Genomic DNA, 14,408 nt, shown 5'->3' on the forward strand with positions numbered 1-14,408 from the left:
TCAAATCATACGATTTTATGCCTATCATCTCTACATCGGTTTCACTACACACTTTTTCATAACATTATCATCATTATATTGTAGAAAAATCTAATAAACTCCTTTTAATAATATTTTGAAATCTCCTAAATATTTAGTTTGACTAATTAAATGATAAGCGTATAATTATATCGTAGTTTTTTTATAAAAAATAAAATAAATTAAAAGGAGTATTTATGGGAAAGAATAAAAACGATAATAAAATTAGCTTAACGCAACTCGTGTTACTCGGTTTAGGTTCGTTAATTGGTTCTGGTTGGCTCTTTGGAGCATGGGAAGCATCTTCAGTCGCTGGACCAGCATCCATTTTCTCATGGGTCATAGGCTTCATAGTTATTGGAACGATTTCTTATAACTATATTGAAATAGGAACAATGTTTCCACAATCTGGTGGCATGAGTAACTATGCTCAATATACACATGGGTCATTACTTGGCTTTATTGCTGCATGGGCAAATTGGGTATCACTCGTAACGATTATTCCAATTGAAGCAGTATCTGCAGTCCAATATATCAGCTCTTGGCCTTGGGACTGGGCTAAGCCAACTCAGGCATTGATGCATAATGGTTCTGTAAGCACAGTTGGTTTATTTGTTGTTTACATTATCATTATTGTCTTTTCATTATTAAATTATTGGTCTGTAAAATTATTAACATCTTTTACAAGTTTAATTTCTGTATTTAAATTAGGTGTGCCACTCCTAACAATTATTATGTTAACGATCTCAGGGTTTGATGCAGGAAACTATGGTCATTCCTTGAATACATTTATGCCATATGGTAGTGCACCTATCTTTGCAGCAACAACAACATCAGGTATTATCTTCTCATTTAATGCATTCCAAACGATCATTAATATGGGCTCAGAAATTAAAAATCCTGAGAAAAACATTGCACGTGGTATCGCCATTTCACTAACATTAAGTGCAATTTTATACATTATATTACAAAGTACATTTATTACTTCAATGCCACAATCAATGATTCATTCACATGGTTGGCACGGTATTAACTTTAATTCACCATTTGCAGACATGGCAATTTTATTAAGTATTAATTGGTTAGCCATTTTACTTTATATTGAAGCCGTAGTATCTCCATTTGGTACTGGTGTATCATTTGTAGCCATTACTGGTCGTGTATTAAGCGCTATGGAAAAAAATGGTCATATTCCTAAATTCTTAGGAAAAATTAATTCAAAATATAACATTCCACGTGTTGCGATTGCATTTAATGCTGTCATGAGTATTATCATGGTAACGTTATTCCGTGATTGGGGCGTACTTGCAGCTGTTATTTCAACTGCAACATTAGTAGCCTATCTTACAGGCCCTACTACCGTTATTGCGTTACGTAAAATGGGACCTAAATTGCATCGTCCTTTCCGTGGAAAATTATTAAAAATCATGGCACCTTTATCATTTGTATTAGCATCATTGGCCATTTATTGGGCAATGTGGCCTACTACAGCAGAAGTTATTTTAATCATTATTTTAGGTTTACCAATTTACTTCTTCTATGAATATAAAATGAATTGGAAAAATACTAAAAAGCAAATTGGCGGTAGCTTATGGATTATTGTCTATCTTATTTTATTAGCTGCTATGTCATTTATAGGTAGTAAAGAATTTAAAGGTATGAACTGGATTCACTACCCATATGACTTTATTGCTATTATAGTGTTGTCCCTCATTTTTTATAAAATTGGTTCTTCAAGTCACTTCAATAGTATTTACTTCAAACGTGCTAAGAAAATCAATAAAAAAATGAAAGACGGTTCACCAGAAGAAGCTGAAGCAGCTGCTAAAGGTAACGAATAATCATTCAAATGTCTGAAACAAGTTAGAGAATAGTCTCACCTTGTTTCAGACGTTTTTTTTAATGTTATATTAGATATAAGATAAGTATGGAGATGATACTGTTGACTTTAATTAAAACACATGGCGGAGATATTAAAGGCTATACTAAAAAGAAAATTAATTACTTTCTTGGGATTCCCTATGCTGATAAACCTATCAATGAACATCGATTTAAACACTCGAAATGCTTAAAAACTTGGGATAAGACCATTGAAGCAACATCGTTTAAATCTATACCACCACAACCGTACAACAAACTCGAAACCTTCTTCTCATCACATGCTCAATTATTTAACCAAAGTGAAGACTGCTTATATTTAAATATTTGGTGTCAAAACAATCAATATAACAATAAGCCTGTCATTATCTACTTTTATGGTGGTGGCTTTGTGAACGGACATGGTTCTCAGGAACTTTATACACCTGAACATATTGTTGCACAACATGATGTCATTGTCATTACGTTTAATTATCGTTTAGGTGCTTTAGGGTTTTTAGACTGGTCTTACTTCAATAGCGATTATAATAAAAACAATGGTTTGTCTGATCAAATTAATGCACTCCAATGGGTACATACGTTTATTAAATATTTCGGTGGAGATTCAAACAATATAACATTAATGGGACAGTCTGCTGGCAGTATGAGTATTATGGCATTAATGCAACGACCAGAATTAGACAAATACTATCATCAAGTGATGTTATTAAGTGGAACGCTACGTCTTGATTCTCATTTATTAGGACAAAAGAAAGCAGCTCATTTTGCCTATCTGAAAGATACCTATTGTCCTAAAAAAAGAATGACTCACTTAACAACTTTAGATATATTATCATTAATGGCTTATGATGAAGCATCACGCGGGAAATCAAAAGGTCTTGAATTGATTTATGCACCTATTCAAGAGTCAAACATGTCTCGTCCTCTTTCTCAATTTACTAAACCGGTTGTTATAGGTACTACGAAAGAAGAAGGCAATATCTATATTCGTAATGAATCTAGAAAACTATCATCTGAGCGCTTTGTGGAAGTCATGAAATTAAATGATATACACCTTCACATTTCCCAAGCTCAAACTGGTAAAGACCAAGCCCGTATGGTGACAACGCATTATTTCGAAACACCTACAATTTCATTTTTAAATCAACTTGACAACAATCCCCATTGTTGGAAGTTACGTTTTGACTGGTGCCTTTCTAATGCATCACCGTTTCAATCTGCTTATCATATTTTAGATTTAGTGTTTTGGTTTGGAAAATTAGAGATTTTAAAAGCGCATGGTGTGAACTCATTAGAACATGAACGTCATCTCAGTAAACACATGATAGATGATTTAATCTATTTTGCGACATACCACACTATGCCGTGGCCATCTTATTCTCCTCAAACACCTTATTGTTATATATATAAATAAAAAGAAGTGGAACAATGAATTCAAAATGAATTCTGTTCCACTTCCTCTTTAATGTCTCATATAAGACATATTTTTTAAACTTAAGACAATAATAAGACCCATAGCTCCAACCATCGCGCTCACAATCGTGACTGCTTGAACAGAGATATTTGAAACAACGAGTCCTCCAATAATGCCCCCAAATCCTATTCCCGCATTCAGACTCGACATATTCCAACTCATCACTTGACTCGTATCACCTTCAACATGTTCAATTATACCACTTTGAATTGCTGGGTTGGTACTCCACTGTACAATATTCCATATAAACAATCCAATTAATAATAGGGTAACAGTATGCAAAATAAGATTCATTATCAACATCATAACTATAAAAATAGAAAAGGCAATGATTAGCCAACGTTTACTGCTAAGTTTATCTGCTAATATGCCACCTAACGACGTACCAATCACTCCTGCAATCCCATTCACTAATAACGCCAATGATACAAATCCCATTTGATGACCATGATTCAAAATAAGAGGATTAATATAAACAAATGTCACAGAATTTGCTACTAAAATTAAAAAAGTAATTGCTAAATATTTGACTACCTCCACCGGTCTTAAAATTTTAGATGTATTTGGCTGTTTATTTGAAGTTGAACCCCATTGACGTTGAACTTGATTTAATTCTGATGTTGATGGTAAATACACCATCATCAGTACACCGGCGATCACACTCACAATAATAATAAATAAGAACGTAAATCTCCAACCTATTGCATCCCCAATCATCGTACCGATCGGGACGCCAAATACGTTAGCCCCACTAAATCCAGTATAAACGACACCAATCATTTTTCCTCTGTTTTTAGGTATCGTTAACATCGCTGTTAAAGCTAAGACTTTAACGATAATGAGTGACGCTGCTGCTGAAGATAAGATACGTCCAATCACTAAAATAGTAAAGTTAGGCGCCATCGCAATCATGGCATTTCCAATAATAAATGCAACGAGTGTCCATAATAAGACCGGTCGTACTGCAAAGCGATTTGTAAGCTTAACAAGTATGGGGCCACAAATAGCAAATGTTAATGCATATAAAGTCACAAGCTGACCAATAATTGCTTCAGAGACACCGAGATCTCCACTCATTAAATTCATAATTCCTGCAACCATCATCTCAACCATACCGACGATAAACACACTAATAATGAAGGTTGCCACTCGCATGACAGACATGCATAGAACTCCTTTCTTTCTATATTTTGGTATAAAAAAACAGTTACGCAATGGTAACCTTTATCATTCGTAACTGTTTCATTATATAATAATTTCTTAAACTTTTGTGCGAAAAAATGTGTCGTTGAGATTTAGTTATTGTCTTTTATATTCGTTGTACGTGCTACGAGTTGATGACGTGCATTAAAGAATTGACCATAACTTAAATACGTTGCAATCAATGCAGACATAATCGTTGCAGTAGTATGAATAAACACAACAAGTAATTGGAATTTGATGGCTTGTAATGGTGCCATACCTCCAATAATTAATCCTGTCATCATACCCGGAATAGACACTAATCCATATGTTTTTACAGAATCGATTGTTGGAACAATCGCCAAACGAATACTTTCACGAATCGCCCCTTTAGATGCAAGCTTTGGCGTTGCTGCTAATGTTAACTTAGATTCAATATCATCTACATCTCGAACGAACGCACGATCTAAATTTTGATATGCCAAATTAATGGCAATTAAACCATTATTTGCAAGCATACCGCCGATAGGAATGACATCATTTGCTTTAAAATCGATGGCACCAGCAAGCACTGCACATGCTAATGGAATTGCTGTTGATATAAATATAGAAACAAAAGAAATCCAAAACACATGATGCATAACAGGCGATGCACGATGAATTGTATTCCAAGAAGCGTTAATAATAATGACTAATACTGCAATCAATAATATCCATACTTGATCAATTTTAAAAATATATTCTAATATCAATCCTAAAATTAATAATTGAACTACTGCTCTAATCGAAGCAACGACTAAATCTTTGATAATATGTAAGCCTTCTTTATATGAAATAATAATAGGAATTAATAATAATAATGCTGTTAAACAAAGCGCTGTATTACTCATTATGACTTAACACCTCCTCATTTGTAATCTGACCGTCTTTAATAGTAATTCTTCTTTGGAAATTTCTCATACTTTGATCATTACTATGCGTAATCCATAATATAGCGACGCCTTCATCTGCTAATTTAAAGATAATATCTTCAATTTTTTCTTTATTTTGCGTATCAAGTGCACTCGTTGATTCATCTAGGAGTAATATCTCTGGTTGATACATTAACTGGCGTGCAATAGCAATACGTTGACGTTCTCCACCAGACATATGTTTTACTTTTGAATCTAGACTATAGTTTGACAAGCCGACTTTATTAAGTAAATCATTCGCTTTATCTTCATCAAATTGATCATGATGCGTTAATGCTGGGAAAGCCATATTATCTTCTACTGTCGTTCCAAATAATTCACTTTGTTGCATCATGTAACTAATTTTAGAACGTAATTCTTCAGGACTGTACTCATCATATGGTTTTCCTTTAAATAATAATTCTCCTTCAGTCGGACTAATTAAATTGTTGAGTTGCTTTAAGAATGTACTTTTTCCGCTTCCAGAAGGACCAACCACTGCAACGGTTTCACCTTGATCTAATTTAAAATTAATATTATTGAGTATCGTTCGTTGATCTGCTTTGTAGGTCAGATGTTTTACTTCTAATAACACAAGCGTTTCCTCCTTATCTTTACTTTTTAATGGGATGACATATTCTTTTTTATCATAACAAAAAAAGAGGCAAAGTAATGAAATTCAATGTTACTATTTTTTGAATTTCAATGACTTTACCTCTTACCCTTAACCCCAAATGATACTCATCATAATCGCTATAAAAGAAACAAAGTTATTTATCATATGTAGGGTAATCGTCATCGCTAAATTTCGACCACTTAAGTGATATGCCACAACAAATCCTGTAGCCATAATTATATAAGGACCAACTTCAAATGGTGATGATGCACTTGTCATATGTAATCCTGCAAATCCGAGTACTGACACGACATACATCACACCATACGTTAATTTTTTACCTAACTCATGAATCAACAAATGTCTAAATAATAATTCTTCTACAACAGGTGTAATAATCACAATATCTAAAAATAAAACAGGCCAAAGCCAATTGATTTCAAACATTTTAATAATCATTTTGTTATTTTCTGTATCATCAAACTGATATTGTTTCGGTAAAAATTCTACTAAATAACCATATGCCCCTTGCAACACATAAAGGGCCACCATCATAATAATAATGAGTGGGATATGTTTTTTTAAAGCTTTGAAACGTGAGATGGCAATAGGAATAATGGTTTTGCGATGCATTAAATAAAAGACTACTAATACAAGACATTGACCAATTAACGTAAAGACTTGGGCGTATCCTAAATAATATTTTGTAAACTTACTTTCCGATATATGACCTCCTGTGATGCCTGAAATTATTCCCATCACAATAAATGTAAGAATCAACGGAAAAACAATATTCATGACTAAATATGTAGGTATGAGCCAAAAATCACGTTTAACAATACGTTTTGAATCAAATTCATTTCTTATCGGTCGCTGCTCTGAGGTTTGGTAGTATGTATCATTATGTTCCGAAGTCATATAACTCTCCTATTCTTTCTATTTAAACAAGCTTATCAATCATTGTAATAATAAATATGATGAGTTGTACAGTACTATGATAAAGATAGGACGCTGCTAAATTTTTCCCACTTTTCATATATACCATCACTGCACCTATTGAAATAATCATGTAAGGTATGGCTTCCAATATTGAAATTAAATCATATACTTGGACAATAGTTTCTATTAACACACTAACAATCATCATTACTAAAAGATTAAATTTTTTACCTAATTCATGAATCAATAGATGACGAAATAGTAACTCATCAATTAAGGGGCGTAATAATACTACTGAAATAAAAGTGAATATCAGTGCACTTGGATGAATAAACAATCCTTCTAAACGACGTTGTGCTTGTGTGTCTACGTAGCCAAAAGGATGCGGTAATATGTGTGCCAATGCATTAAAACCATAATATAACATCACACTAACCATTACGATGATGAACATAAATTTCAAATACTGATGAATCGCAATACGATATTGTCGTCGTACAACACTCGCAATATAAAATTTGTGTAATGTAAAAAATAATCCTAACACAATAAATTGGGCAATCACAAAACTTAGACTTAGCATCACATTATATAAATAAGATGGCGGTGGTTGTTGGGTAACCATAGCCGTCACACCTAATACGCCAAAAACAATAATAATAGGCGTTAAAATTTGGAAAAAGATAAATAAAGGAATGAGTAGAAAATCCTTTTTTATTATTTTAGGACTACTCCATCGATTTTTTGATACCACTTGTGTGATCACATCTTTTTCTTTTTTCATATATCACCTCAACTATCTACGCATATAGTACTTTATCATTTAAAAACATTATTGTCATAAGAGATTCTAACTTTTCCATAATTTGATATTTAAAGATAAATATTAAATCTATTTATTTATATTTGTAAATAAAATTTTTTGATGTAAGATTTACAGTATAAAGAGAATTGAGGGGGGATGGGCATGACAACTTTACTTACTGTCATGCAATTTATAGTTAATATTCTTATTATTATGGTGTTACTTTCTATATTAATGGTTGGATTATTTCTTTTATTCAAAGATAAAAGACAAGAACAACATAGTGTGTTACGTAACTTTCCTGTATTAGGCAGAGTACGTTACTTTTCAGAGAAAATAGGACCAGAATTACGTCAATATTTATTTGCAAATGATACCGAAGGAAAACCATTTTCAAGAAATCAATATACTGATATCGTTTTAGCAGGTAAATATCATTTAAGAATGACTAGTTTTGGTACAGAAAAAAACTATGAAGAAGGCTTTTATATTCGAAACGCTATGTTTCCATTACAAAAGTCAGAACTTCAAATTGATAACCATTCAATGATTTCAACATTTATTTATTCAATCGATAATGAACGATTGTTTAAGCGTGAAGAACATCGTGAGAATAAACACATCGATCCTTATTATTTATCAGATGATCATGCAGTTATTATAGGCGAAGAATTAGCACATCCCTTTAAAGTCAAACGTTTAGTAGGCCAATCTGGTATGAGTTATGGCTCATTAGGTGGGCGCGCGATTACTGCATTATCTCAAGGACTTGCACGTGCTGGCACATGGATGAATACAGGGGAAGGTGGATTATCTGAATATCATCTTAAAGGTGGCTGCGATATTATTTATCAAATTGGACCAGGTTTATTCGGCGTGAGAGATAAAGACGGTGCTTTTAGTGAAGAAGCTTTCTTAAATGTGGCAAACTATAAAGAAGTTAAAGCATTTGAAATTAAGCTTGCACAAGGTGCTAAGACCCGTGGTGGTCATATGGAGGGCAATAAAGTCACAGAAGAAATTGCTAAAATTCGTCGTATCGAACCCCATCAGACTGTCAACTCGCCTAACCGTTTCGATTTCATTAATAATCCGAAAGAATTATTAGAATTTGTAGCTAAGTTGCAAAAGCTCGGTCAGAAACCTGTAGGCTTTAAAATTGTTGTAAGCAGAGTTGATGAAGTTGAGGCCCTTGTTCAAGAAATGATTAATCTAGATATTTATCCAAACTTTATTACTGTTGATGGTGGTGAAGGTGGAACTGGCGCAACATTCCAAGAATTACAAGATGGTGTTGGCCTCCCACTTTTTACTGCCCTTCCAATCGTTACTGGTGTTTTAGAACGTTATGATGCACGCAAATATATGAAGATATTCGCATCTGGAAAACTTATTACACCTGATAAAGTAGCCATTGCTCTCGGACTTGGTGCTGATTTATGTAATATTGCAAGAGGTATGATGATTAGTATTGGTTGCATTATGAGTCAACAATGTCATTTAAATACTTGCCCTGTTGGTGTCGCAACAACTGATCCTAAAAAAGAAAAAGCTTTAATTGTTGAAGAAAAGCAATATCGTGTCACAAACTATGTGACGAGTTTACATGAAGGATTATTTAATGTTGCGGCTGCAGTAGGTGTTAAAAGCCCAAACGAAATTACAGAAGATCATATTGTGATTAAAAGAAAAAATGGACATATTGAAGATATCGCAAGTTATAAATTAAAACTTATTCAATAGTCAACAAAAAAGTGAGACAATCCATCTAAGCCAATTGTTGTCTCACTTTTATATTATTCTTCATTCATATTGCTTTTTTTCTGGAATCCAATTTTTTTAAGTTCTTTGACCGTACCGTCCATTGTTACTTTTTTATAGTTTTTAGAATAATGCGCTAATGTAAAGTAACGACTAACGTCTTTTAAGTTTGCTTTGTTATAATCAATATCTATATTTTCAACTATTTTTTGATGCTTACTACTTAGCGTATATGTTACACCCTTTTTTCCTTTTAATGGACGATAATCTTTAAAAGATCTTTTACCTTCTTGTTTAGACATTCCGAGGTCCTCATATTTTAACGTACTGACAGTTGATTGTTTAATCACTTTATTATTTTTATAAGTTAATGTTGTAAGAACATGCTTACCATCAATATCACCTTCGTATGTTTTTGAACGTGATTGAGTACAAGCTCCTAATATACTCACACTTAACACTAACAACGCAAATAATGTTAAGACTTTTTTCATCATACTCATCTACTTCCCCATATTAATTTTACACAAATTATATCACTTACTAACTATGAATAGGATACATTTAATTTACATAGATATGATAAACTATTTTTCATAAAATTCATTTTATTCATGCTACAATACACTTAACAACATTTTAGGAGGACTCAATGTATGAAAGAATCTATCGAATTACTAAAAACATTAACAGATGTTAATGGTATCGCTGGTTATGAATACCAAGTTAAAGAAAAAATGCGAGACTATTTAACACCTATTAGTGATGAGATTATCGAAGATGGTTTGGGTAGTATCTTTGGTAAAAAGAAAAGTAAAACGGGATCTAAATCATTAATGTTAGCTGGTCATTTAGATGAAATTGGATTCATCGTCACTAAAATTGACAATAACGGGTTTATTAAATTCCAACCTATTGGCGGTTGGTGGAGCCAAGTGATGTTATCTCAAAAAGTAACTATCACGACTGACGATGGTAAAGAGATACGAGGTATCATTGGTTCTAAACCTCCACATGTACTCGAACCAGACGCACGCAAAAAGTCTATCGATATCAAAGACATGTTTATTGATATTGGTGTTAGAAGTAAAGCAGATGCTGAACAATACGGTATTGAAATTGGAAATATGATTACACCTTATAGTGAGTTTGAACAACTTGCAAATGGTAAATATTTAACTGCCAAAGCATTTGATAATCGATACGGTTGTGCACTGGCTATTGACGTACTTAACAATCTTAAAGATGAATCAATTGGTATTAATTTATATGCAGGTGGCACTGTACAAGAAGAAGTTGGTTTACGTGGCGCTAAAGTCGCAGCAAATAAAATCAACCCCGATTTAGCTATCGCAGTCGACGTTGCGGTCGCATACGATACACCTGGAATGGCACAATATGGTAGTGATACAGCCATTGGTGACGGTCCAGTCATTATTTTAATGGATGCTTCAAATGTGGCACATCAAGGCTTACGTCAACATATTAAAGAAGTGGCAAAAAAACATTATATTACGGTTCAATGGGATACCACACCACGCGGTGGTACAGATGCTGGTAGTATCCATGTTGCTAACGATGGTATTCCAACAATTGCCATTGGTGTAGCATTACGCTATATGCACTCAAATGTATCTGTTCTCCATACAGATGATTATGAAAATTCAGTACGATTAATCACTGAAATTGTACGTTCTTTAAATGACCAAACGTACAATCAAATCAAATGGTAATTTGAATATTGAAATATTACATCTACTTATGTTAATATCACATTAACGAGTATTAACGTCATAACGATACGAACCCCTAGTCTATTGCCCTAGACTAGGGGTTCTTTGTGTATTGGATTATCTGCCGTCTTTTTTATTCTTATATTGTTCAAACCAATAATCAAACAATATATTGAGCCACCTATTTAATATAGGTGCGATAACGAGTACAAATATTAACGTCATAACTTCACCCCCTTTAAACGTACGACCGTCTAAAGGAAAGACGACATCAACATTATAACATTTTCATAAAATATGGTAATTTATCTAAATACATAAAAAGCAAGAGACAGCTTCACATTGAAGCCATCTCTCACACTTAAATGCTAATATATCCATTATGATTTATTCTACAGAATGTTTCCATTTATCTTCACTTAACATTTCACCAGGCCAAGTGTATGCCATCACACCGCCATCAATACGAATCGTTTCACCTGTAATAAATGAACTATCATCTGATGCTAGGAAAGCAACCAATTTACCTACTTCTTCAGGTTGTCCTAAACGACCAAGTGGAGTGACCCATTTCTGATTATCACGGAACGTTTTACCCGCTTCATCTTCAGATGTACCAGCTAAATGATCTACAAGCGGTGTTTCAATGGTACCTGGTGCAATCGCGTTCGCACGAATATTTTCACGTCCATATTCAATCGCAATCGATTTAGTGAAATTGATGACGCCACCTTTAGCGGCATTATAACCAGAACGATATAAGTCTGCTGCTTGTCCTGAAAATGAAGCTGTATTAATGATTGAACCACCATTATCCAACATTAATGGTAATAAGAATTTCGTTACTAAGAACGTCCCTCTCATATCAACAGACATAATTTTATCAAATACTTCAACTGGATATTCATGAATACGTCCTGCCCCATTATCTACACCTGCATTGTTGAAGATAATATCAATGTGACCATAGTCTTGTTTAACTTTCTCAGCAAAATCTTTCACTTGTTGATCTTGAGAGATGTCAACTTTATAAGCTGTCGCTTTACCGCCTTCTTGATTAATGTCATCTACAGTTTTTTCTAATTCATCTGAAATATCAAGTGCTAAGACATGCGCCCCTTCTTTAGCTAACACTTTTGCTGATGCTTGTCCAATACCTGTACTTGCACCTGTGATAACTGCAATTTTATCTTCTAAACGTTTCATCTTGTCACACTCCTAGTGAACTTGTTTTCTAATACAACCTTATTGTTCCACTAAACAGTTTAGATTAAACGTTATACTAAAAATGAAATCGTTTTACAATTGAATTCTTTTCTACATCCAAAGAAATGCAAATAGGATTCGTATCTTTTTCTATTTATAAAATTCATGTAAAATAAAACTATAATAGGAAGTATTGAAAGACTTAGGAGGCCATGATGGAAGAACGTATAGGATTGATAGATATTGGCTCAAATACGATTAGATTAGTTATCTTTAGATTTAGCAAAGATGCAGGATTAAATGAATTGCTCAACATTAAAACGCCTGCTCGCTTGAGTCAATACTTGACAAAAGAAAATAAAATGAGCCAAGAAGGCATTAACGTACTCATTGAAGCATTACGCAGTTTTAAATCTGTATCTGAAAAATTTAAAGTAAAAGCATTACATCCTATCGCAACAGCAGCGATTCGTCAGTCTAAGAATAAAGATGACATTGTTAAAAAAGTGAAAGATGAAATTGATATTGAAATTTCAATTATTCCTGAAAAAGAAGAAGCATATTATGGTTACTATGCTATTATTCATACCACTGAAATTGAAAATGGCGTATCTGTAGACATCGGTGGCGGTTCAACGGAAGTTACTTTATTTAAGGATAAAGAACTATTTGAATCACATAGTTTTCCTTTCGGTGTAGTCACGTTAAAACATAAATTCTTTGATGGCAAAGACCACAATGATAAAGGTGCGATCAAAGATATGGAGAAATTTTTATCTCAACAATTTAGTACATTGGATTGGCTTAAAGATCAAGAGGTTGCCTTAGTCGGCGTTGGTGGTTCTGCACGTAACGTAGCACGTATTCATCAATCTGAACACACTTATCCTATAAGTGGCGTACACAATTATACAATGTCAGATAAAGATATTGATGAAGTGTACAACATAATACGTAAAAGTTCACGTGACGAATTAAATAACCTAGATGGATTAAGTCGCGATCGTGCAGATATTATTCTTCCAGCAGTATCAGTATTTAAGACCCTTTATAAAAAAATAGATGCTAAGCAATTCACATTTTCAAGAAATGGCTTACGTGAAGGCTATATTATTAAACAAATTCGCTCACGCTATCCAGATGTATTTGACAAACATAATGTGCGTAAAGAAGCGATTTATTTCTTAGCACATGACTATCATATCGAAGAACATAGCTCGCAAGGTCGTTTAAAATTAGCACAATCTTTATTAAAACAATTAATGGATTTAGGTGATTTAAAGATTAATGACGCAGAGCAACGTCTATTTGAAGCAGGCGCCTATATTTATTATTTAGGTAGATTTATTGATTCAGATTCAAGTTCTCCACATACGTATTATATTATCGCGAACTCAATGATTAATGGCTATACACATAAAGATCGCGTTAAACTCGCCCTTTTAGCAAGTTTTAAAAATAAATCTTTACTTAAGTTCTATTGTAAAGAAACAGATTGGTTTAGTAATAAGGAAATTGAAACCATTCAAGCATTAGGTGGCATTATTAAATTTGTGAATGCTTTAAATATTTCACAAACTGGCTTTGTTCAAGACGTGAGTTTAAAAGAAACGAAAAAAGGCAATGACGATTATGAACTGACCGTACATTATACTGAAGGCGAACCGATTGCTGAGAAATATCAAGCATTAAGACAGAAAAAGCATATTGAAAAGATTCTTAAAGGATCAGTATCCATTGTCTTTACAAAATCTTAAAATTTGTATGCTATATTATGAATAGATAGTTCTGTCATAGACTATATATGTTTATAAATAGAAAGATTGATAATCGAAGAAATGACGAG

General features: G+C 33.3%; 12 protein-coding genes. 5 read left to right on the plus strand and 7 right to left on the minus strand.

Features of this window, described 5'->3' with window-relative positions:
• Nucleotides 1-215 precede the first annotated feature (215 nt).
• Nucleotides 216-1,859 carry an APC family permease gene (locus HMPREF2953_RS08905; RefSeq protein ID WP_049334705.1) on the plus strand — a complete coding sequence of 548 codons (1,644 nt, stop codon included), beginning with the start codon at nucleotides 216-218 and terminating at the stop codon, nucleotides 1,857-1,859.
• A 101-nt stretch (nucleotides 1,860-1,960) separates the two neighbouring features.
• Entirely contained in the window at nucleotides 1,961-3,310 is a 1,350-nt protein-coding gene (locus HMPREF2953_RS08910) for a carboxylesterase family protein (RefSeq protein WP_070672935.1), read from the plus strand.
• Between the two features lie 48 nt (nucleotides 3,311-3,358).
• Here the strand turns inward: HMPREF2953_RS08910 and HMPREF2953_RS08915 are convergent, their stop codons facing one another.
• From HMPREF2953_RS08915 to lnsB, 5 genes are all read right to left on the minus strand, one after another.
• Entirely contained in the window at nucleotides 3,359-4,534 is a 1,176-nt protein-coding gene (locus tag HMPREF2953_RS08915; protein ID WP_070672937.1) for an MFS transporter, read from the minus strand.
• 131 nt (nucleotides 4,535-4,665) lie between these two features.
• Complete coding sequence (gene fetB, locus HMPREF2953_RS08920) at nucleotides 4,666-5,442, minus strand: ABC transporter permease (protein ID WP_048682571.1); 777 nt, start codon at nucleotides 5,440-5,442, stop codon at nucleotides 4,666-4,668.
• Nucleotides 5,435-6,097: an ABC transporter ATP-binding protein gene (locus HMPREF2953_RS08925; RefSeq protein WP_017175003.1), complete on the minus strand. Its 663-nt coding sequence runs from the start codon at nucleotides 6,095-6,097 to the stop codon at nucleotides 5,435-5,437. Before HMPREF2953_RS08925 ends, fetB begins: the two co-directional genes overlap by 8 nt.
• A 129-nt stretch (nucleotides 6,098-6,226) precedes the next feature.
• The gene (locus tag HMPREF2953_RS08930; protein WP_070672939.1) at nucleotides 6,227-7,036 is read right to left on the minus strand and encodes a CPBP family intramembrane glutamic endopeptidase; all 810 of its coding nucleotides are present in this window, start codon (nucleotides 7,034-7,036) and stop codon (nucleotides 6,227-6,229) included.
• 22 nt (nucleotides 7,037-7,058) lie between these two features.
• Nucleotides 7,059-7,841: a CPBP family lipoprotein N-acylation protein LnsB gene (lnsB, locus tag HMPREF2953_RS08935; RefSeq protein ID WP_070672941.1), complete on the minus strand. Its 783-nt coding sequence runs from the start codon at nucleotides 7,839-7,841 to the stop codon at nucleotides 7,059-7,061.
• Between the two features lie 183 nt (nucleotides 7,842-8,024).
• On the opposite strand from lnsB, the gene HMPREF2953_RS08940 reads away from it, so the two are divergent.
• A complete protein-coding gene (locus tag HMPREF2953_RS08940) occupies nucleotides 8,025-9,605 on the plus strand; it encodes an FMN-binding glutamate synthase family protein (protein ID WP_070672943.1) in 1,581 nt (526 codons plus the stop codon).
• Between the two features lie 53 nt (nucleotides 9,606-9,658).
• Here HMPREF2953_RS08940 and HMPREF2953_RS08945 read toward each other — a convergent pair whose 3' ends face one another.
• On the minus strand, nucleotides 9,659-10,120 hold the full coding sequence (locus tag HMPREF2953_RS08945; protein ID WP_083310603.1) for a DUF1307 domain-containing protein: 462 nt from the start codon (nucleotides 10,118-10,120) through the stop codon (nucleotides 9,659-9,661).
• Between the two features lie 159 nt (nucleotides 10,121-10,279).
• On the opposite strand from HMPREF2953_RS08945, the gene HMPREF2953_RS08950 reads away from it, so the two are divergent.
• Nucleotides 10,280-11,356 (plus strand): M42 family metallopeptidase, encoded by a 1,077-nt coding sequence (locus HMPREF2953_RS08950; protein WP_070672944.1) that lies wholly within the window; start codon nucleotides 10,280-10,282, stop codon nucleotides 11,354-11,356.
• A 387-nt stretch (nucleotides 11,357-11,743) separates the two neighbouring features.
• On the opposite strand, the gene HMPREF2953_RS08955 is transcribed toward HMPREF2953_RS08950, so the two are convergent.
• Nucleotides 11,744-12,562, minus strand: a complete 819-nt coding sequence (locus HMPREF2953_RS08955) for an SDR family oxidoreductase (protein ID WP_002448573.1) — start codon at nucleotides 12,560-12,562, stop codon at nucleotides 11,744-11,746.
• 215 nt (nucleotides 12,563-12,777) lie between these two features.
• Between HMPREF2953_RS08955 and ppx the strand changes: the two genes are divergently transcribed.
• Entirely contained in the window at nucleotides 12,778-14,319 is a 1,542-nt protein-coding gene (gene ppx / locus HMPREF2953_RS08960) for an exopolyphosphatase (RefSeq protein ID WP_070672946.1), read from the plus strand.
• Nucleotides 14,320-14,408 lie beyond the last annotated feature (89 nt).

Source organism: Staphylococcus sp. HMSC072E01, assembly GCF_001814125.1.
In the GTDB taxonomy this organism is placed as follows: domain Bacteria; phylum Bacillota; class Bacilli; order Staphylococcales; family Staphylococcaceae; genus Staphylococcus; species Staphylococcus hominis.

Coding starts and splice junctions, on each gene's coding strand:
- HMPREF2953_RS08905 (WP_049334705.1), top strand. CDS start 216: ATGGGAAAGAATAAAAACGATAATAAAATTAGCTTAACGCAACTCGTG.
- HMPREF2953_RS08915 (WP_070672937.1), bottom strand. CDS start 4,534: ATGTCTGTCATGCGAGTGGCAACCTTCATTATTAGTGTGTTTATCGTC.
- fetB (WP_048682571.1), bottom strand. CDS start 5,442: ATGAGTAATACAGCGCTTTGTTTAACAGCATTATTATTATTAATTCCT.
- HMPREF2953_RS08930 (WP_070672939.1), bottom strand. CDS start 7,036: ATGACTTCGGAACATAATGATACATACTACCAAACCTCAGAGCAGCGA.
- lnsB (WP_070672941.1), bottom strand. CDS start 7,841: ATGAAAAAAGAAAAAGATGTGATCACACAAGTGGTATCAAAAAATCGA.
- HMPREF2953_RS08940 (WP_070672943.1), top strand. CDS start 8,025: ATGACAACTTTACTTACTGTCATGCAATTTATAGTTAATATTCTTATT.
- HMPREF2953_RS08945 (WP_083310603.1), bottom strand. CDS start 10,120: ATGATGAAAAAAGTCTTAACATTATTTGCGTTGTTAGTGTTAAGTGTG.
- HMPREF2953_RS08950 (WP_070672944.1), top strand. CDS start 10,280: ATGAAAGAATCTATCGAATTACTAAAAACATTAACAGATGTTAATGGT.
- HMPREF2953_RS08955 (WP_002448573.1), bottom strand. CDS start 12,562: ATGAAACGTTTAGAAGATAAAATTGCAGTTATCACAGGTGCAAGTACA.
- ppx (WP_070672946.1), top strand. CDS start 12,778: ATGGAAGAACGTATAGGATTGATAGATATTGGCTCAAATACGATTAGA.